Origin of the sequence: Antarctobacter sp., assembly GCF_034670325.1 — a bacterium.
GTDB lineage: Bacteria > Pseudomonadota > Alphaproteobacteria > Rhodobacterales > Rhodobacteraceae > Antarctobacter.
The window spans coordinates 68,514-87,498 of sequence record NZ_JAXMNR010000002.1; the positions used below are offsets into that span (position 1 = coordinate 68,514).

The window sequence follows — 18,985 nt, forward strand, 5'->3', positions numbered from 1 at the left end:
TCTGCGCCTCGCCTCTGCGGGTGCCGCATGTCTTTTGCAGCCCCGCGTAACTTTCAGCGCAATATGAACGGAATAGACGGCGTTCTTCAAGGCAACGTTGCTGGGGCTCGAAGCCAATTCCGATGGGCGCAGGGATCCGCTCAATGCGCGCTTCAAGGATCAGACCTGTCATGTCCTGGCGAAAATCGGAATCCTCACGGTAGGCAACCACGCCGACTCGACGGCCTGTGATTCTGTGGCGACAATCGCTGCAGTCAGTAATCACGCATGAACAGGCGGCGATTTCTCGTCGGAAATGGCGTGATGACCCAGCGTTTCCTTCATTACCTCGATCATCCTGGCTCGAAAATCTTCGTCCCGTTCGAGCTCGGACAATCGCGCTTTCAGGGCTGCAACCTCGGTATTTCTTGCATCCAGTCTCTGCTTGAGATCGTGGTTCTTTCCTTCAAGGTCCGCAATCTCGGCGTCCTTGCCGTCGATCCTGGTGAGAAGCTCTCGGATCTGCTCACGCTGGTTGCCCAGGTCGGTTTTCAGCTCGGCGATCTTTTTGCCCGAAAGCATCTTCAGCGAGCCGAATTGCTCGCCCAGATGGCCGAGGACCGCGGACTCGACAAGTGCGCCGATCTCCTTGACGGCATCCCGCGCATCCGCCGGCAAAGCCCCGATCAGGTTTTCGCGGCGCTGCTGTTCACGCTGTTTGAGGAGCCGTTGGACCTCCTTGTCGAGGCTCTGAGCGTTGATGCCACCGGCCACGTCGAGATGAATGCACATGGCCTTCTTGACGGTGTCGCCGGTCGGGATCGCGCCGCCGCGTTCGACGATCTCGATGCCTTCGAGAACCTGAGCTTCGGTGTATTTCGGCGGGCGGCCGGATCGTTTCTCGGTCATGGTCTTTCCTTAATTTTCCTTGGGTTTCGCAAAAAGTTTGCGAAATCGCGTTTGTCAAAGTCCCGGTCAGTGCCGCTAAGAAGAAAGTGGGTTCGATCGATCCGCACCAAAAACGTGCCGACGGATTTATTCGCAATCAGGCAAAAAGTTCACTTTAGTGAGCGTCTGATCGAAAGTGCGATGCCATCAACGCGCCCTGGGCGCGCGCAGAACCGATCCTGCCACCTGTGCAGGATATAAGCCGGTTGACGCGATGTGGTGTGTCTGGCGACTATCGAATGGCAGGCAGCCGATGAACATTCGCTTCGTCCGATGACCCGAATGGCCGCAGGATTTGTGAGCAATCAACGTCGATCCGGTTGATGAAGTCCAGCATCATTTCGATGGTATCGCCTTCGGGGTAGTAGTGCTTGTGGGTCACGTCAGAAAGCTCATGGCCAATCAGCAACTTTCTTGAGTGATAGGGCACTCCCGCCCGTGTCAGCTTGGTCTGGAAATCCTTCCTGAGCGAGTGGAAGCCTCGCACCGGATCGTATATCCCACATCGCTTCCGGTAGTTTGTGAACCGCTTCGAGAAGATCTCCGTGAAGTTTTTCTTCGTCTGCCCACGCTCGAGATGTGGGAACAGGCGTGTCTGGTTGGACGCTCGACGCAGCTCGACCAACTGCATCATCCCGAGATCAAGCAGCGTCCGGTGGATCGGAACGTTGCGCTTGGCCGCCTTCGATTTTCTGCCCTGGATGCGGCCGAGGATCTGGACCTTGACGACGGGCACACTTTCGATCGTGTCAAAATCATCCGTCCGGAGTTGCAACGCTTCTTCCATCCGGAATCCTGCGAAAAGACCCAGAAGAGGTGCCCAGAAGACGGGGTCCCCGGGTTCCTCGAGCGGCGTGCGAAAGATTGGAGAGCTGAGAAGCTCAGGCAGACGATCACCCCAGGGCAGGCGATCTCTGTCCTCTTCGTGTGCAAGGCGACGCTTTATCTCCTTCGCGGTCCACTTGACCTGCTTGACCGGATTGTCGTTCCGCAATCCTTCAAACTGCGCGAACGCCATTATCTGGTCCATGGCATCCATGTGGCGCTTGCAGGTGTTCGTCCGAAGCCGGTCGACATGCAATGTGTCGAGGATCTCCTCGATCTCTGCCGCGCTCAGGCGATCCCGTTCCATCTCGGCCTTCCGTCGCGCGATCGTGTTCCGCTCCTCCCGGTCCGTTTCCTCGATGACCTGGCGAATGGGACGACGGTCTTTTGACGACTTGCCGTGGTTGGACGGGATTCGGTCGAGCAGGGAGAAGAAGTCGACGAGCAAGATTTCGTCGATGTTCTCGACAAAGATATCACCATGGGCTTCGAGAAACAGGCGCACCGTGCCTTCGAAGTTGCCACGGCTGGTCCTGGTAAAGCGCCCTCCCGATCCGGTGTCGGGCGTCTCGTGGCGGCGCTTGAGGTCATACCCCTCCGAGCGGAGATCGAGGAACCGTCGGGCATGCTCAGAGAAGCGGCGTCCATCCTTGCTTTTCCGGCGACGGGGCACTTTGTTTGCCTCGACTATATCGCCACGCGACCTTTCCGGTCCCTCTGGCTCGGTGGGAGCACTTTCCTGAACGTCTGTGGTGACCGACGAGAGCGTCTTTCCGAGTCCCGCCAGTGTGGGCAGGGCCGCCGCAGGGTCGAGGCCTTTGCGCACGCAGTAGCGCAGGTATTCCTCCTGGAGCGTGAAGAGTCCCGTGAGCATCATGTCGAACTGCTCGACGATCTCGTCCGGATTCTCGTGCCACCAGCCCTCGCGGTCGGCCATCTCGAGGATCGCACGCTCAAACTCGGGGTCGTCGATTCGGCTTTTGGCCGGGGCGGCGGTTTTGGCTGCCGGTGCTCGGGCTGGCGTCGCCTTCTGATCCGGAGCAACGACCTGCTCCTGCGGCGCCGCCAACACGGTCGCCGGTGTCGCGGAGGCCATCTGACGGGCCATCATTTCGGCCTGCGCGCGCAGGGTCGCCGCCATGTCCGCCATCGCGCGGTCAAGGTAGCTCTGGTCACTCATCCCGTCGTCCCTCGACATGGCGGTCTCGATACTGCGGCGCTTCTCCTCGAACAGGAGGTTCATGCGTGCTGCGCGCCGGCCAGCGTCCTTTGGGCAGGTGGTGCGCAGGCTGACGGCGAAATGCCCGGACGCCCTGAAGCTGGAGCCGTCGGTGTCCGTGCAAGACTTCTCTGTGCCATGGAAAGGTTGCGGAAGAATGAAAACCGGCTTGCGCCGGCGCCACCAGAACATGTGCCCGCGCTTCACGAGGTAGGGGGTTTTCGGCATTTTCGGTCGTCTCCGGGCACAGGCCCGGGCGACAGCCGCGGGCACAGGTATGGGCACAGAGGACGTCTAAAATTGTCTGGAATCGCAGGAAATCCGGACAACCTTATGAGATCGCTGGATTTTCTGAAATATTGGCTCCGGCGGTAGGGATCGAACCTACGACCAATTGATTAACAGTCAACTGCTCTACCGCTGAGCTACGCCGGAACACGTGCAGCCGTATAGCAATGTCGAATCCGGGCGTCCAGAGGGTTTTGTCACAAAAATCGGGATTTCTGACGCCACCGGTCACAGCCTGCGAAAGAGCGCGTTCTCGGACAGGGCACTTTCGGGTTCCACGCGGAAGTTTTCTGTCATATCAATTAGATGTGACAGAACGTTGCGGGCGGCAGCGGGCAGCAAGGCGGCAGGGGTGTCGGTGTAGATCCGGTCTGCCAGCGCGCGGGCAGTGGCGGGTCCATCGGCGAGGGCGTCAAGGATTGCGGCCTCTCGGGCGCGACGATGGGCAAGGAGTTCGGCCAGTCGCGCGGCGGGATCCTGAACGGGTGCGCCGTGGCCTGCATGAAACACCGACCAGTTGCGGGATTGCAGGCGTTCCAGAGAGGCCATGAAGGCGGTCAGGTCGCCGTCCGGCGGGGACACCAGTGAGCTTGCCCAGCCCATTACCAAATCCCCGGAAAACAGCACGTCACCCCAGGCAAAACCGAGATGATTGGCCATGTGTCCCGGGGTGTGCAGGGCTTCGATGCGCCAGTCCTCAGTTTCGACGATGTCTCCGTCGGCCAACACGTGATCCGGAACAAACCCGCTATCGACGCCTTCGCCACCGCCGACCAGTCCCCCCTCGGCGAGGGCCTGCATGACCGGGCGGCGACCTGCCTCTGGCGGACCGAACCCCAAAACAGGCGCGCCGGTCTCTTGCGACAGCGCGCGCGAGAGGGGCGCGTGATCCAGATGCGCGTGCGTCACAAGGATATGTGTCACCCGCTGTCCCGGCGTGAGCGCGCTCAGGATCGCCTCAAGATGCCTCCGGTCGTCAGGACCCGGATCAATCACGGCGATGTCACGTGTGCCCAGCAGATAACTGTTGGTGCCCCGGTACGTCATCGGCGAGGGATTCGGCGCCAGAACGCGGCGCAGCCCAGGTGCCAACGCCTCGGCCACCCCGGGAACAGGGTGAAAGTCGGGTTGCGGATCAAGCATGACAGGGGGTCCTTTTGGCGATGGCACGCCGGGGCGCCGCGGGCTAGGTTTAACGCATGTCCTTCACCTGGCTCAAACAATATATGCCCCGCAGCCTCTATGGCCGTGCCGCATTGATCCTCGTCCTGCCGGTTGTGACACTACAACTGGTGGTGTCGATCGTCTTCATCCAACGCCATTTTGAGGGCGTGACCGTGCAGATGAGCACCGAGCTCGCCCGTGAGGTGAACCTTGTGATGACGGACCTGCCGGAATTGGGAAATGCTGCGCGACTGAGACTGCAACCGGTGGCGACCGGCGACGACGACCTGCCAAAGACAAACCTGCGGCGATGGTATGATTTTACCGGGCTGGTGGTGAATCGTGAGCTTTTCATGCGCATCCCGACGCTGGAACGCATCGAATTGCCGGACAACCGCGCGGTTGTGTTGTACCTGCGCAAAGCGGATCAATTGTACCGGATTGCGCTGGACCGTACCCGGGTCTCCGCCGCCAATGCGCACCAATTGTTTGTGAACATGGTGTTCTTTGGGGCGTTGATGACGCTGATCGCCTTTTTGTACATGCGCAACCAGTTGCGCCCGATCACCCGGCTGGCCGCTGCGGCAGAGGCCTTTGGCAAAGGGCGCAACGTGCGCTACTCGCCCGCCGGGGCTGTCGAGGTGCGCGCCGCCGGCCATGCCTTTCTGGACATGCGCGCGCGGATCGAACGGCATATCGATCAACGCACCATGATGCTGTCGGGCGTCAGCCATGATCTGAGGACGCCGCTGACACGGCTGCGGCTGGGATTGTCGCTGCTGGACGACGAAGACCGCGAACCGCTGGAACATGATGTCGAAGAAATGCAGCGCCTGATTGATGCCTTTCTTGATTTTGCCCGGGGGGATGCCGAAACCGCCACCTCTGAGCGGATCGATCCGTTTGATCTGGTGCAGCGGATCGTCGAGGACGCGCAACGCGGCGGTCAGAAGGTGGCGTTGGGAGAGATGGTCGGGCAGGGCACCGTGATGCTGCGCCCGCGTGCCCTGCGCCGCGCGGTCGAGAACCTCGTCGCCAATGCGGGCCGCTATGCCACCTCCTGTCAGGTCTCCGTTCAACTGACAGAGCGGTCCCTGCGACTGCGGGTAGAAGACGACGGCCCCGGCATTCCGCCCGACCGCCGCGAAGACGCCTTGCGCCCCTTTGTCAGGCTGGACCCGGCGCGCAATCAGGACAAGGGGTCCGGGGTTGGATTGGGGCTTGCCATTGCCGCCGACATAGCCCGGGCGCATGGCGGCGTTCTGCGCCTTGGCGAAAGCGAGGCGTTGGGCGGGCTGCGGGCCGATATCGTCATCGCGCTCTGACGTCGTCCCGGCGCCTGACGCTGGGTATTTTCGAAAAATTCACCGCAGGTGCCACGATTTCGCCGCGTCACGGCCACCCCGCCGAAAGGTCGATGGGGCAATTTGCCAATATCACGCCGCTCGCCAAAGCGGCCCCGTCAAACGTTGTTCCAAGGGAGACCCCAGATGGCCCTCATGACCCTCGCCGCCGCTACCATCGGCCTTGCCACCTTCACCACGCCGTTGGCGGACACGCCAGAGGCGCTGTTCATGGCGCAGGCGCAACCCTTCATCACCACCCAAGGCATATCAGGCCCGCAGGGTGACTACATGACCACGCCCAAAGGATGTACCTATCGGCGCACGCAGGCACCGGGCCACCCGGCACGTTGGATCATCGTGCAGAACCCGCATCACATTGGCAGGCCCGCCTCACCTAGCCACTGCAAAGCCATGCTTTGAACCCGGCACAGGCCCAAAAGTAAAACGCGCGCGGGGGGCTGCCCCGCGCGCGATCACCTCTGACTTGCCCAGACTGGGGCAGGGTTACTTGTCCTCCCACCACCAGACATCGGGCTGAAAGCCCAGCCAGTCGCCATAGATCGGCAAGCTGTCGGGATAGGTCAGTTCCTTGGCGTGGGCGATCCGGCTGACGGCGTATCTGTCCTGCACCGGGATCACATAGCGTCCGGTGGTCAGAACCCGGTCCAGCGCGCGGGTCGCAGCCAGAAAATCATCGCGGGATTCCGCGCCCAGCAGGGCGGCGATCATCGCCTCGATTGCCGGGCTTTTCACTCCCATCCAGTTCATCGACCCTTCCTGATCGGCCGCGTCAATGCCCCAGTAAGAGGTTTGTTCGTTGCCGGGACTCAGCGACAGACCGCGCCGATAGGTGGTCATCTGGAATTCGAACCGGGTGGTGCGCTCCTTGTACTGCGCCGGGTCGATCATGTTCACTTCGGCGGTGATCCCCATGCGTTCCAGCGCCCGGATAAAGATCTCTGCCATCGAGACATTTTCCCCCTGACCCTGTTGCAGCAGGATCTCGAAGGTAAAGGGCGTCCCGTCGGCATTTTTCATCACGCCGTCTTGCACCGTCCAACCAGCCTCGGCCATCAGGTCGATCGCACGGGCAAGGTTCTTGCGGTTGCGGGCGGTGCCGTCCGAAACGGGCAGGGTATAGCCTTCCAGCGCGCCGGGCAGCAGGTCATCGGCGAAGGGCGTCAACAGGTCCTTCACCAGACCCGTCGCCGGGCCCTCGCGCATCCCCAGCAATGAGTTGCCGAAATACGAGGTGATGCGCGGCTGCGCGCCGCCGGTCAGGGTGTCGTTGATGTACTCAAAGTTGAAGGCATGGATCATCGCCTCGCGCACGCGCCAATCCGCAAATTGCGGCAGGCGGGTGTTCATCACGAACCCGGTGATGCCGGTGGGGCGCTCATGGCCAACTTCGGACAGCACGATGTCACCGCTGCGAACCGCCGGGAAGTCATACTGTGTCTTCCACTTTTCGGCGTTGGTCTCGCGGATGGTATTGATGATTCCGGCCTTGAACGCCTCGAACAGCGCCGTGTCGTCAGCGAAAAACTCCAGCCGGATCGCATCAAGGTTGTTGGTGCCACGGCGGAACGGCAGATCCTTGCCCCAGTAGTCTGGGTTGCGGGTCAGTTCGACGTAGCGGCCGGCCTCATAATCGCCGATCACATAGGGCGCAGAGGTGATCGGCACCAGATCGAGGCTGGAGTTCTCGAAATCCAGTCCCTCCCACTGCGCTTTTTGCAGGATCGGACGGATGCCGACGATCAGCGCCAGTTCCGGGTTCTCTTCGTTAAAGGTGAACTGGACAGAGGCGTCGCCCGTCTGCTCCATGCTCTCGATCTTGTCCCAAAGACCGCGGTAGCGCGGGTGCCCTTTGGTGGCCAAGGTTTGATAAGACCACATCACGTCTTCAACCGTGACCGGGCTTCCGTCGGAGAACCGTGCCTCTGGCCGCAAGGTGAATTCGACCCATTCCCGATTCGGGCCAACCTCTATCGATTCGGCAAGAAGGCCGTACAAAGCGAATGGTTCATCCCAATTCCGGCCCATCAGACTTTCGTAAACCAGAAAGCGCAATTGCCAGGGCGCAGAGCCCTTGAGGATCAGCGGATTGAGGCTGTCATAACTGCCAAGCTCGCCCGTGATGATCTTGCCGCCGGTCGGCGCGTCCGGATTTGCATAAGGGAGTGACACAAAATCAGGTGGAAGCTGCGGCGCCCCATACATAGCTATGCCATGCTGCGGTTCGGCCCACAGGCTGCCTGCGGATAGAATCGCTCCGACAGCGACGATTTTCGCAGTCAGATTTCGGAAAGAATTTATGTACATTTCGGCAACGATCCTTGTCCGCCCTTGTTTTCTTGAAGCCAAGCGTACCGCTGCTTTTACGCCTTTTCAAACTTTTAGCTTGGACTCAAACCACGAAACGCTTATAACAAGGGCACTGCTCGATAGGTTTCTTGCCTGTATGAAACCTGCCTCAATGACTGAACCCCGGCCTTGTGCCGGGGTCTTTTTTTGTTCGGCGTCCTGCCTAAATGGCAGGCAACCGTCCCCCACAAAACGCAGTCTGTGACGCACTGCCGACCGATCCGCGGCAACCCGCCAGTGCGCTGACTATTTTGTGTCAGCGGGCATGGATTGAGCAGGTGCATACCGTCGCCCGCGGGCCTATGCTGCACATGCAAACTCAACTACATCGGGGGCATACATGTCGCTTCAGGGAAAAACCGCCGTCATCACCGGATCGAACTCAGGCATCGGTCTGGGTATCGCGCATGAAATGGCCCGCGCCGGGGCCTCGGTGGTGATCAACTCCTTCACCGACCGGGCCGAGGATCACGATCTGGCCAAGAGCATCGCCGAAGAACATGGCGTCGAGGTCCGCTATATTCAGGCCGACATGTCCAAGGGCGACGAGGCGCGCGCGCTGATCGAAAAGGCGGGCACCTGCGATATCCTGATCAACAACGCGGGCATCCAGCATGTCGCGCCGATTGACGAATTCCCGGTCGCGAAATGGGACGCGATCATCGCCATCAACCTCAATTCCGCCTTTCACACCACCGCCGCAGCACTGCCGATGATGCGCAAGGCGGGCTGGGGCCGGGTGGTCAACATCGCCTCGGCGCATGGCCTGACGGCGTCACCCTACAAGAGCGCCTATATCGCCGCCAAACACGGCATCGTCGGCATGACCAAAGCCGTGGCGTTGGAGACGGCAGAAGAGCCGATTACCGCCAATGCGATCTGTCCGGGCTATGTTCTGACCCCGCTGGTCGAGGCGCAGATCCCCGACACGATGAAGGAATACGGCATGGACCGGGAAACGGTGATCCGTGAGGTCATGCTGAAGCGGCAGCCCTCCAAGGAGTTCGCCACGGTCGCACAGATGGGCGGCACGGCGGTCTTCCTGTGCTCCGACGCAGCGGCGCAGATCACCGGCACCACGATCAGCGTGGACGGCGGCTGGACCGCACTTTGATCTGAAACGGGCAGGGGGATGGGGCGCTTGGTCCATCCCTCCCGGTTTGCAGATCGACATAAAAAACTCAGACATACAGTGGAGCGCGCAATGGCAAAGCCGGTGAGGATCAATCTCGCCCTTCAGGGTGGCGGCGCGCATGGCGCGTTCACTTGGGGCGTGCTGGACCGGCTGCTGGAAGCGCCGGAGATAGAGATCGCGGCTATCTCTGGCACCTCAGCGGGGGCGCTCAACGGGGCTGCGGTCAAGGCGGGGCTGCTGAGTGGCGGTGCAACGGCCGCAAAGGACAACCTCGACTGGGTCTGGGAGCAGATCGGCGCGCTCAAGGATGAGGCGCTGCCGGACTGGATGCAGGCATGGCTGCCGCAGCCCGGCCTGATCAGCAAGAGCCTTGAATATTCGCTGCCCTACAGCGTTGGCGACGCCATGACGCGTATGGTGTCGCCCTATGCCTGGGGGCCGCTTTATCGCAACCCGCTGGAACGGATTGTCGAGCGGCTGGATTTCGGCAAGGTCTGCGCCCACAGCGAGCCAGAGTTCTTTGTCTGCGCCACGCAGGTCCGAGACGGCAAGATCCGCGTCTTCAAAGGCGAGGCGATCACCACGCAGGCGATCCTTGCCTCGGCCTGTCTGCCGACGATGTTTCAGGCGGTCGAGCTTGAGGACCCGCTGACTGGCAATATCGAACCCTTTTGGGACGGCGGCTACACCGGCAATCCCGCGCTGTTTCCGTTTTTTGCGCCGCATCTGCCGGATGATGTGGTGGTGGTGAACATCAACCCTCTGCTGCGGGACAAGCCGCCGGTCAGCCCGCCGGAGATCCAGAACAGGATCAATGAGATCAGCTTTAATTCGGCGTTGCTGCGCGATCTGAGGGCGATCGAATTTGTTCAGCGGCTGTTGCACAGCGGAGCCTTGCAGCCGGGCACGATGAAGGACGTGCGGGTCCATATGATCGCAGATGATGCGCTGATGAATTCGCTGTCGGTGGCCACGAAATCGGTGCCGGTGCCCACGGTGATTGCTCAGCTGAAAGAGGCGGGGCGGCGGGCGGCGGGGTGGTTTCTGGAGGTCCATCTGGGCGATCTGGGGGCACGTCAAACGGCGGACCTGCGGGCCATGTTCAATTGAGCAGCCTTGGTTGCTGTCCACATGTGGACAGCAAGCCACCTGAATAAAATCAATGGCTTCCAGAGACGGATTCACAAACTGTTAGGAAATGGCCGCTCAGGACGCCTGTCGGAACTGCGCCTCCAGCGCCTGTTTGGCGTCCTGCCCGTTGGGGTAGACCAGCCCGGCAGAGATCACCAGCTTGGCCGCATCCTCCAGCGACATCTCCAGTTCGATCACGTCTTCCTTGGGGAGGAACAACAGGAACCCCGAGGTCGGGTTGGGCGTGGTCGGAATGAAGATCGACATAAGCTCACCCTCGGGGAGCACCTTTTTCGCCACCTCGCCCTTGGCCTGGGTCGAAATGAATCCAATCACCCAGATTCCGGTACGCGGGTATTCGATCAGGCAAGCCTTTTCAAAGCTGCGCTCGCTCTGTGCAAAGATGGTTTCGGCCAGTTGCTTGAGCCCGGAATAGATCGAGCGCACCACGGGTGTCCGCTGAACAAGGCTTTCGGCGAAGGTGATCATTGACCGGCCGATCAGCCCCTTGGCGATCCAGCCGACCAGCACGGTGAAGATCAGGAAGACAACAACGCCAAGGCCGCGCACGTTGACCTCTATCCGGCCATCGTTATTGCGGTCCAGCAGGTCAAACAGCCATGGCACACGCGGCCCGTCCGGCCCGGTCATCCAGCGATTGAGCAGGGCGTTGGGCTGATAGGAGTCCGGCACAAACGGCCAGACAAAGCCATCGACCCAGCCGACGACCGTCCAGATCAGCCAGACGGTCAGGCCAACCGGCGCGATCACCACGATACCGGTCAGGAACGAATTGCGCAGCCGCGTCAGCAGCCCCGCGCGTTTCGGAGAGGAAGTCGAGTCAAATGGCGTTGTCATCGCAGGTCCCGGGACGATCCGTTTGAAGGTAGGCGGATCGCGCCCGGTCTACAATGGGCGGAAGCGCAATCCGGGCGATCAGGCGGGCAGGCTGCTCAATTCCAGCGCAATTGCCGCAGCCAGACGCGCATTGTTCAGAACCAGCGCGATATTCGCCTCGAGCGAGCGGCCATCGGACAATTCATAGATGCGCTGCAACAGGTAGGGTGTCAGCGCCTTGCCGGCGATTCCGTGGGTCTGCGCGTCACGGGTCGCCTCGGCGATGATCGGGGCCAGCGTGGCGCGGGGGATCTCTGCCTCGGCGGGGATCGGGTTGGCGATGAGCTGCCCGCCGGGCAGGCCAAGACGCGCGCGCATCCGGTGCGCCTGTGCGATCTGCAAGGCGGTGTCGGCGCGCAGCGGGGCGCGCAGCCCCGCCTCTCGCGACCAGAAGGCGGGCAGTTGGTCCTGCCCGTAGGCCATGACGGGCACGCCCAGCGTTTCCAGCACTTCCAGCGTCTTGGGCAGGTCGAGGATCGCCTTGGCCCCGGCGGCCACGACCGTCACGGCGGTCTGCGCCAGTTCCTGAAGATCGGCGGAGATGTCAAAGGAATTTTCCGCCCCGCGATGCACGCCGCCGATGCCGCCGGTGGCAAACACCTCGACCCCGGCGAGCTTTGCGGCGATCATCGTCGCGGCGACGGTGGTCGATCCGGTGCCGCCCCGCGCCATGCAGACCGCCATGTCGGCGCGCGACAGTTTGGCCACCTGTTTTGCCTGCGCAAGCTGTTCCAGCTGGTCGTCCTCAAGCCCGACATGCAGGGTGCCGTCCAGCACGGCAATCGTCGCCGGGGTGGCCCCGGCGTCGCGGATCGTCGCCTCGACCCGGCGGGCCACCTCGAGGTTTTGCGGCCAAGGCATACCGTGAGTGACGATGGTGCTTTCCAGCGCGACAACGGGGCGACCGGCGTCAAGCGCCTGAGCAACGGCGGCAGAGCGGGTGTACTGGGTCATGTGGAAAGGTCTCCGGATACATAGGTGGCGGCGGCGTCCAGCGCGCGGCGCAGGGCGGTCGGGCGGTCCATGCCAACCCGTTCAGCGGCAATATGCGCCGCCATAAAGGTGTCGCCCGCGCCGGTGATGCGGGTCACGGTGACGGCGGGCGGGGTTTGGGTGACGGTCATGGCGGCGCAGGCATCGCAACAGGTGTTGCCGCCGTGGGTCACAAGGGCGCGCGATGCGCCCCGCGCCACCAAGGCGGCGGCGGCCTGCGCGGCGCTGGTAAACGGCTCTGCACAGAGCAGGCAGGCCTCTTCGAGGTTGACGTACAACGTGCCGCGCCCGGCGCCCAGAAAGGGGTGCAGCCGCGTCGCCTTGCCCGGACTGGCGGGGGCGATGCGCAGGTCGGCCATCGCAAAGGCGGGCAGGGCGGCGATCTCTGTCAGCAGTGCCTCTGTCAGGTTGCCGTCCAGCGCGATCAGCCCGGTATAGGGCCTGTCCGCGTGCCCCAGCGGGCCATGGGTCAGCGGCGACAGGATCCGCGCGCCCGCCGCCTCCAGCGAATGGGCATCGGCGATGGCGGCCACCAGACCGCCCGGCGCCTCGATCGCCATGTAACGGTCGGTGGGCAGATCGTCGGCAAAGGTCAGGTGGGTGGTGTCCAGACCCAAACGGCGGCATTCCTGCGCCAGTTCCGCGCCCTCGGCATCGCGGCCCACCACCGACAGCAGCGCGGGCCGCATCCCCAGCCCCGCCAGCGTCATCGCGATGTTCAGCGCCACGCCACCGGGCACACGGGTGATGCGGCCGGGCTTGTCATTGCCTTGCAGCATCGGGTCTGCGCAACGGCCAATCACGTCCCAGAGGACGGAGCCGATGCAAAGGATATCCGGGTCAGGGGTTGTCATACTGCGTGGTTTTGGCGCGAAGGGCAGGGCGGTGCAAGCCGCATCCGACCTGTCATCGCGGCAACAGGTCGTCTTCGTCGGCGCACAGGCCCAGCCAGTCGCGGAAAACCACCAGCGCCGGGGGCGTCGGGCGGTCGGCGGGCCAGACGAGGTAATAGGCCCCAAGACTGACCGGCGCGGCGTGGTGCGTGGGCCGCAGGGTGCCTGCGGCGCGTTCCTGCGTGCTGAGATAGTCGGGCAGCAGCGCCACGCCGAGGCCGTGCAGCGCCGCCTGAAGGATGGCGGTGAACTGGTCGAAGCTGGCCCCGGGCAGCGGTCCGGGGGGTAGGCCCTGCGCCGCGAACCAGCCCGCCCAGGCCTCTGGCCGGGTCTGGATGTGCAACAGTGGAAGGCGGCGCAGCGCCTCCAGCGGCAGGGGGCCGTCCGGCAGCAGTGAGGGCGCGGCCAGCGGTTGCACGGTCTCTGTCATCAGCCTCAGGTGATGGGTGTCGGGCCAGTCCGGGGTTCCGAAATGGAGCGCCGCATCAAAGGGTTCCGTGGTGAAGCTGAAAGGCCGCAGGCGGGTGGTCATGTTCACCGTCACCTCTGGATGGCGGCGGGTGAAGTCCGGCAGGCGCGGCACCAGCCAGCGCATCCCGAAACTGGGCAGGATCGCAAGGTTCAGCGCGCCTCCGGTCGGGTCCAGCCGCAGCGCCATCGCCGCCTCTGTCAGCCGGTCCAGCGTTTCGCGCACCGTCCCGGCAAAGGCGCGCGCCTGAGGTGTCAGCCGCAAGGCCCTGTTTCCGCGCAAGAAAAGCGATGCACCCAGTTGCTCCTCAAGGGTCTTGAGCTGCCGCGAGACGGCGCTTTGCGTCAGGTTCAACTCTTGCGCGACGGCGGTGGCGCTGCCCAGACGGTCCAGCGCCTCTAGCGCGCGCAAGGCAGGCAGGGAGGGCAGATGCATTCCGATTCCTCATGTATTCCTGCAATAATGTCGTTTTTTCATTCCGCCCGCGCAAGCTATACTGCGGGCAACATGGACATGAGGAGCCCGCGATGAATGAGATGACAGCCACCAAACCGACCCTGAAAGCCAAGGACGCACCGGATCTGGCCGGGTTCGACTGGCAGGACCCATTTCGCCTGACGGATCAACTGACGGACGAAGAGCGGATGCTGGCCGAGGGCGCGCGCAGCTTTGCGCAAGAGAAACTGGCGCCGCGCATCATTGATGCCTTTGCGCAGGAAACCGTCGACCCCGGCATCTTTGCCGAGATGGGGGAAATGGGCCTGCTGGGCATCACCGTGCCCGAGGAATACGGCGGGCTGGGCAGTTCCTACGTGTCCTACGGCCTTGTCGCGCGAGAAATCGAGCGGGTGGATTCCGGCTATCGGTCGATGATGTCGGTGCAGTCCAGCCTCGTGATGTATCCGATCTATGCCTACGGGTCCGAGGAGCAGCGCAAAAAATACCTGCCCAAACTGGCCAGCGGCGAATGGATCGGCTGCTTTGGCCTGACTGAACCGGACGCTGGCAGCGATCCGGGCAGCATGAAGACCCGCGCTGAAAAGATCGACGGCGGCTATCGTCTGACCGGCTCCAAGATGTGGATTTCCAACAGCCCGATCGCGGATGTCTTTGTGATCTGGGCCAAATCCGACGCCCATGACGGCAAGATCCGCGGCTTTGTGCTGGAGAAAGGCACCAAAGGTCTGTCCGCGCCCAAGGTGGGCAACAAACTCAGCCTGCGCGCCTCTGTGACCGGCGAAGTGGTGTTGGAAGGCGTCGAGGTGGGTGAAGAGGCGTTGTTGCCGCATGTTCAAGGGCTTAAAGGGCCTTTTGGATGTCTCAACCGAGCCCGTTACGGCATCAGTTGGGGCGCTCTGGGCGCGGCGGAGTTCTGCTGGCACGCGGCGCGGCAATACGGTCTGGACCGCAAACAGTTCGGCAAACCGCTGGCGCAGACGCAATTGTTCCAGAAGAAACTGGCCGACATGCAGACCGAAATCGCGCTTGGGCTGCAAGGCTGCCTGCGGCTGGGCCGACTGATGGATGAGGCCAAGGCCGCACCCGAGATGATCTCGATCCTGAAGCGCAACAACTGCGGCAAGGCGCTGGACATCGCGCGGATGGCGCGGGACATGCACGGCGGCAACGGCATCTCTGGCGAGTTTCAGGTGATCCGCCACATGATGAACCTAGAGACCGTGAATACCTACGAGGGCACCCATGACGTGCATGCGCTGATCCTTGGCCGGGCACAAACCGGGTTGCAGGCGTTTTTCTGACCTCGGTGCGCGTGGTTCGTTGAAAAAAGGGCAGGGCGCAGGCCTTGCCCTTTTGCGTTTGAGGGCGTGTTATCGGCCTGCCACAGGGAGGACAGGCGATGAATTTGCATGCAATGCTGACCGCGCGGGCGGGTCAGGGAAAACCGGTGCGTGTGGGCCTGATCGGCGCCGGAAAGTTCGGGTCGATGGTGCTGGCGCAGGCGCGCAAGATCGACGGCTATCACGTTGTCGGCGTGGCCGATCTTGATCCGGGCAAGGTGCGCGCATCGCTGGCGCGCACCGGTTGGGAGGCCGAGGAATACGCCGCCACCTCCTTGTCCGACGCGATGGATACCGGACGCACCTTTGTGACGGATGACGCCAAGGCGCTCTGCGATTTCGACGGGATCGACTGCATCATCGAGGCGACCGGCCATCCGCTGGCGGGCACGCGCCATGCGCTGGCGGCCATCGAGGGGATGAAGCATATCGTCATGGTCAACGTCGAGGCAGACGTGATGGTCGGCCCGATCCTTGGACGCATGGCACGGGAGCGGGGGCTGGTCTATTCCATGGCCTACGGCGATCAACCCGCCTTTATCTGTGAGCTGGTGGATTGGGTCCGGTCCTGCGGGTTTGAATTAACATCCGCCGGTAAGGGTATGAATTTTAGACCGGAATACCGTTATAGTACGCCCGATACGGTCTGGGGCTATTTCGGCTGGTCCGAAGAGTTTGTCGCCAAGGGCGACTTTAACCCCAAGATGTACAATTCGTTCACCGACGGCACCAAGGCGGCGATCGAAATGGCCGCGGTGGCCAATGGCACCGGGCTGGATTGCCCTGATGACGGGTTGGCGTTTTACCCGTCCGGGCTGCACGATCTGGCGGGCGTTTTCAAACCGGCCAGCGAGGGCGGGCGACTGCCGAAAGCGGGGCTTGTGGACATTGCCGCCAGCATGGAGCCGGACGGCCGCCGCGTGATGAACAACATCCAGTACGGCATGTTCGTGACGTTCCGCGCACCGGATAACTATGCGCGCGGCTGTTTCGAGCAATACGGGCTGCTGACCGATGACAGCGGGTGGTATGGCTCTATGTGGCGGCCGTTCCACCTGATCGGGCTGGAAACCAGCGTTTCGGTGCTGTCTGCCGTGTTGCGGGGGGAACCGACAGGCAGTTCCATGACCTTCCGGGGCGACGCCGTTGCCACAGCCAAGCGCGATCTGAAAGCTGGCGAATACCTGGACGGCGAAGGCGGCTTTGCCACATGGGCCAAGGCGATCCCGGCGGCGCAATCGGTGGCGGTGGATGCCTTGCCGATGGGGCTGGCGCATCATGTGCAATTGGTCCGGGACGTGCCGCGCGATCAGATCGTGCGCATGTCCGATGTCCGGTTCACCGAGGATCTGGATGTGGTTGCCTTGCGCAAGCGGCAGGTAGAGGAGATGGCGCCAAGGTGATGTCAGGAACTCTTATAATCAGTATTATGTAAATATTGGATGCGTCCGGAGAGCCCCCCGGACGCTCGTTTCCTGACCTTAGTGCATGGTTGTTGATACCTTCGAGAATCGCCAGCGCACCGCCGGGTCGCGCCAAAACCAGCGTGCATTGACGGCCCAAGTTTATCTCTAGGGTTGAATGGTAGCGAAGCGACTGAAAAGAAGCAGGAAATACGAAAAATTTCGCGACACCAGCGCAACGATTGACAGCAGATCGAACCGGACCCAAGCGGGACACTGGACAGCCCCGTCCCGCAGTCTTTACCAGACTGTGAAACACCGGAGACGCGCATGACCTCGATCCTTGTCCTGAATGGCCCCAATCTCAACCTGCTGGGGACGCGCCAGCCGGAGATCTACGGGCATACAACCCTTGCCGATGTCGAAGCGATGTGTGTCGCCCATGGCAAGACGCTGGGTGTCGATGTGACCTGCGCGCAATCCAACCATGAGGGCGCTCTGGTGACTCATATCCACGAGGCGCGCGGTAAACACGCCGGCGTCGTGTTGAATGCCGGTGCCTATACGCACACCTCGATTGCACTGATGGACGCGATCAAAGGAACGGACATGCCGACGGTGGAATTGCACCTGTCGAACGTTCATGCCCGCGAGAGTTTTCGCCACACATCCTATATCGCGCCCGTGGCCATCGGCGTCATAGCGGGATTTGGTGCAAACGGCTATAAGCTGGCCATCGACGCCCTGCTGGGCTTTCTGGAGACGCGGTCATGACCCCCGAGCTGAGAGATTACCTGATCGAAGTGACCAACGCCCATGACGTGCAGGAACTATGGGAAATGCACTGCGCGCGGATGGACAGCTATGGCTTTGATCGGCTGATCTATGGCTTTACGCGTTTCATGACGGCGACCAGCTTTGGCGATCCGAACGATTTTATCGTGCTGACCAACCACACGCCCGCCTACCGCAAGGGCTTTGTCGAGGACGGGCTGTATCGGTACGCGCCAATGGTCCGCTGGGCTCTGGAGAACGAAGGCCACTGTAGCTGGCGCGCGCTGGCCGAGCAGATCAACAAGGGCACGCTGGACGACAAGGCGGCCAAGGTTGTCGCCTTCAACCTGCAGCACAAGGTCCACGCGGGCTATACGATCAGCTTTCAGTCGGTGTCACACCGCGCCAAGGGGGCGATCTCACTGACCACGCGACCGGAACTCAATCAGGATGAGGCCGATGCGATCTGGGAGAAGCATGGGCAGGACATCATCCTGCTGAACAATCTGGTGCATCTCAAGATCATGACTCTGCCGCTGCCGTTGGCGGGACAGAACCTGACGCCGCGCCAGCGCGAGGCGCTGGAATGGGTCGGCGACGGCAAGACGATGCAGGACATCGCGACGATCATGGGGCTGACGCAGGCCACCATCGAAAAGCACCTGCGCCTTGCGCGAGAGACGCTGAACGTCGAGACAACGGCGCAGGCTGTGGCCAAAGCGGCGTTTCACAACCAAATGTATATCCTCGCAGCACAATAAGCGGTCTGTGACCGCGCGTGCGGTGGAACAGGGCGAACTTAGGGGTAATCCCTTGACACAATGGGGCTTTATCCGGCGCCGTTGCGTGATTTTTGCGTGACTCAGGGCAGTTTACTCTTTGGTCAGGAAATCCGTACTTCCTTTACCAAAGGTTAATTGCGATTGTTCACTTGTTCCGTGAGTGGTGGCTTTGGCCATGGAACGAAGGAGCCGCAACCCGCGAATTTCCGGGCCATGTGGCGCCACCGGTGTAAGCCGGACGCTGGTTCGACGGGGCAATTACCGCTTCCGTCGGCCAGCACCTTTTCGGGGTCCCTGGATCTCATCCCCAATGTCTCACCGGGGGCCCCGAATCCAATTCCTGCGCCCTGCCCTGTCCTTTGCGCCTGTTGGCCGGTCCGGGGTCCGGTCAATTTCCAACGCTGTTACAGTCAACATGATGGGCCACAGGCCGTCCCGCAACCCTGCTTTGCCGCAGAGCCACATACCGGCGGGAGATTGCCTAGCGCTTGCGCAGTTCGATCTGACCCGGACTCAAAAACGCCCCGGACCATGTCCGGGGCGCTTTTGGTTTTTCAAAGATCAGGCAGGTTG

The 18,985-nt window shown here is 62.0% G+C and carries 16 protein-coding genes and 1 tRNA gene; 8 read left to right on the forward strand and 9 right to left on the reverse strand.

Annotation, left to right across the window (positions count from 1 at the left end):
• Nucleotides 1-261: 261 nt before the first annotated feature.
• The 4 genes from VOI21_RS05505 to VOI21_RS05520 all read right to left on the reverse strand — a co-directional run bounded on the left by VOI21_RS05505 (nucleotide 262) and on the right by VOI21_RS05520 (nucleotide 4,402).
• Nucleotides 262-888: a hypothetical protein gene (locus VOI21_RS05505; protein WP_323768542.1), complete on the reverse strand. Its 627-nt coding sequence runs from the start codon at nucleotides 886-888 to the stop codon at nucleotides 262-264.
• 271 nt (nucleotides 889-1,159) lie between these two features.
• On the reverse strand, nucleotides 1,160-3,199 hold the full coding sequence (locus VOI21_RS05510; RefSeq protein WP_323768544.1) for a site-specific integrase: 2,040 nt from the start codon (nucleotides 3,197-3,199) through the stop codon (nucleotides 1,160-1,162).
• Between the two features lie 132 nt (nucleotides 3,200-3,331).
• Nucleotides 3,332-3,406: transfer RNA gene (locus VOI21_RS05515), tRNA-Asn, on the reverse strand.
• 81 nt (nucleotides 3,407-3,487) lie between these two features.
• Nucleotides 3,488-4,402, reverse strand: a complete 915-nt coding sequence (locus VOI21_RS05520; protein ID WP_323768546.1) for an MBL fold metallo-hydrolase — start codon at nucleotides 4,400-4,402, stop codon at nucleotides 3,488-3,490.
• A gap of 56 nt (nucleotides 4,403-4,458) precedes the next feature.
• On the opposite strand from VOI21_RS05520, the gene VOI21_RS05525 reads away from it, so the two are divergent.
• Together VOI21_RS05525 and VOI21_RS05530 are read left to right on the forward strand one after the other, a co-directional pair.
• A complete protein-coding gene (locus VOI21_RS05525; protein ID WP_323768548.1) occupies nucleotides 4,459-5,748 on the forward strand; it encodes an ATP-binding protein in 1,290 nt (429 codons plus the stop codon).
• A 165-nt stretch (nucleotides 5,749-5,913) separates the two neighbouring features.
• Nucleotides 5,914-6,189, forward strand: coding sequence for a hypothetical protein (locus VOI21_RS05530; RefSeq protein WP_323768550.1), 276 nt, complete (start codon nucleotides 5,914-5,916; stop codon nucleotides 6,187-6,189).
• An 84-nt stretch (nucleotides 6,190-6,273) separates the two neighbouring features.
• Here the strand turns inward: VOI21_RS05530 and VOI21_RS05535 are convergent, their stop codons facing one another.
• The gene (locus tag VOI21_RS05535) at nucleotides 6,274-7,992 is read right to left on the reverse strand and encodes an extracellular solute-binding protein (protein WP_323768552.1); all 1,719 of its coding nucleotides are present in this window, start codon (nucleotides 7,990-7,992) and stop codon (nucleotides 6,274-6,276) included.
• A gap of 484 nt (nucleotides 7,993-8,476) precedes the next feature.
• Between VOI21_RS05535 and VOI21_RS05540 the strand changes: the two genes are divergently transcribed.
• Both VOI21_RS05540 and VOI21_RS05545 read left to right on the forward strand, forming a co-directional pair.
• Complete coding sequence (locus tag VOI21_RS05540; protein WP_323768554.1) at nucleotides 8,477-9,250, forward strand: 3-hydroxybutyrate dehydrogenase; 774 nt, start codon at nucleotides 8,477-8,479, stop codon at nucleotides 9,248-9,250.
• A 90-nt stretch (nucleotides 9,251-9,340) separates the two neighbouring features.
• Nucleotides 9,341-10,381, forward strand: coding sequence for a patatin-like phospholipase family protein (locus tag VOI21_RS05545; protein ID WP_323768556.1), 1,041 nt, complete (start codon nucleotides 9,341-9,343; stop codon nucleotides 10,379-10,381).
• Nucleotides 10,382-10,477: 96 nt separating this feature from the next.
• On the opposite strand, the gene VOI21_RS05550 is transcribed toward VOI21_RS05545, so the two are convergent.
• The 4 genes from VOI21_RS05550 to VOI21_RS05565 all read right to left on the reverse strand — a co-directional run bounded on the left by VOI21_RS05550 (nucleotide 10,478) and on the right by VOI21_RS05565 (nucleotide 14,089).
• Nucleotides 10,478-11,260: a DUF502 domain-containing protein gene (locus tag VOI21_RS05550; protein ID WP_323768558.1), complete on the reverse strand. Its 783-nt coding sequence runs from the start codon at nucleotides 11,258-11,260 to the stop codon at nucleotides 10,478-10,480.
• Nucleotides 11,261-11,338: 78 nt separating this feature from the next.
• Nucleotides 11,339-12,253 (reverse strand): pseudouridine-5'-phosphate glycosidase, encoded by a 915-nt coding sequence (locus tag VOI21_RS05555; RefSeq protein ID WP_323768560.1) that lies wholly within the window; start codon nucleotides 12,251-12,253, stop codon nucleotides 11,339-11,341.
• Nucleotides 12,250-13,146, reverse strand: coding sequence for a PfkB family carbohydrate kinase (locus tag VOI21_RS05560; RefSeq protein WP_323768562.1), 897 nt, complete (start codon nucleotides 13,144-13,146; stop codon nucleotides 12,250-12,252). Before VOI21_RS05560 ends, VOI21_RS05555 begins: the two co-directional genes overlap by 4 nt.
• Nucleotides 13,147-13,198: 52 nt before the next feature.
• Nucleotides 13,199-14,089, reverse strand: a complete 891-nt coding sequence (locus tag VOI21_RS05565; protein ID WP_323768564.1) for a LysR substrate-binding domain-containing protein — start codon at nucleotides 14,087-14,089, stop codon at nucleotides 13,199-13,201.
• A gap of 101 nt (nucleotides 14,090-14,190) precedes the next feature.
• Here VOI21_RS05565 and VOI21_RS05570 point away from each other — a divergent pair, with 101 nt between their 5' ends.
• From VOI21_RS05570 to VOI21_RS05585, 4 genes are all read left to right on the forward strand, one after another.
• Complete coding sequence (locus tag VOI21_RS05570; protein ID WP_323769261.1) at nucleotides 14,191-15,414, forward strand: acyl-CoA dehydrogenase; 1,224 nt, start codon at nucleotides 14,191-14,193, stop codon at nucleotides 15,412-15,414.
• 98 nt (nucleotides 15,415-15,512) lie between these two features.
• Entirely contained in the window at nucleotides 15,513-16,856 is a 1,344-nt protein-coding gene (locus VOI21_RS05575; protein ID WP_323768566.1) for a flagellar biosynthesis protein FlgA, read from the forward strand.
• Nucleotides 16,857-17,186: 330 nt separating this feature from the next.
• Entirely contained in the window at nucleotides 17,187-17,630 is a 444-nt protein-coding gene (aroQ, locus tag VOI21_RS05580; RefSeq protein ID WP_323768568.1) for a type II 3-dehydroquinate dehydratase, read from the forward strand.
• Entirely contained in the window at nucleotides 17,627-18,391 is a 765-nt protein-coding gene (locus tag VOI21_RS05585; protein WP_323768570.1) for a LuxR family transcriptional regulator, read from the forward strand. Before aroQ ends, VOI21_RS05585 begins: the two co-directional genes overlap by 4 nt.
• The last annotated feature ends 594 nt before the right edge of the window (nucleotides 18,392-18,985 follow it).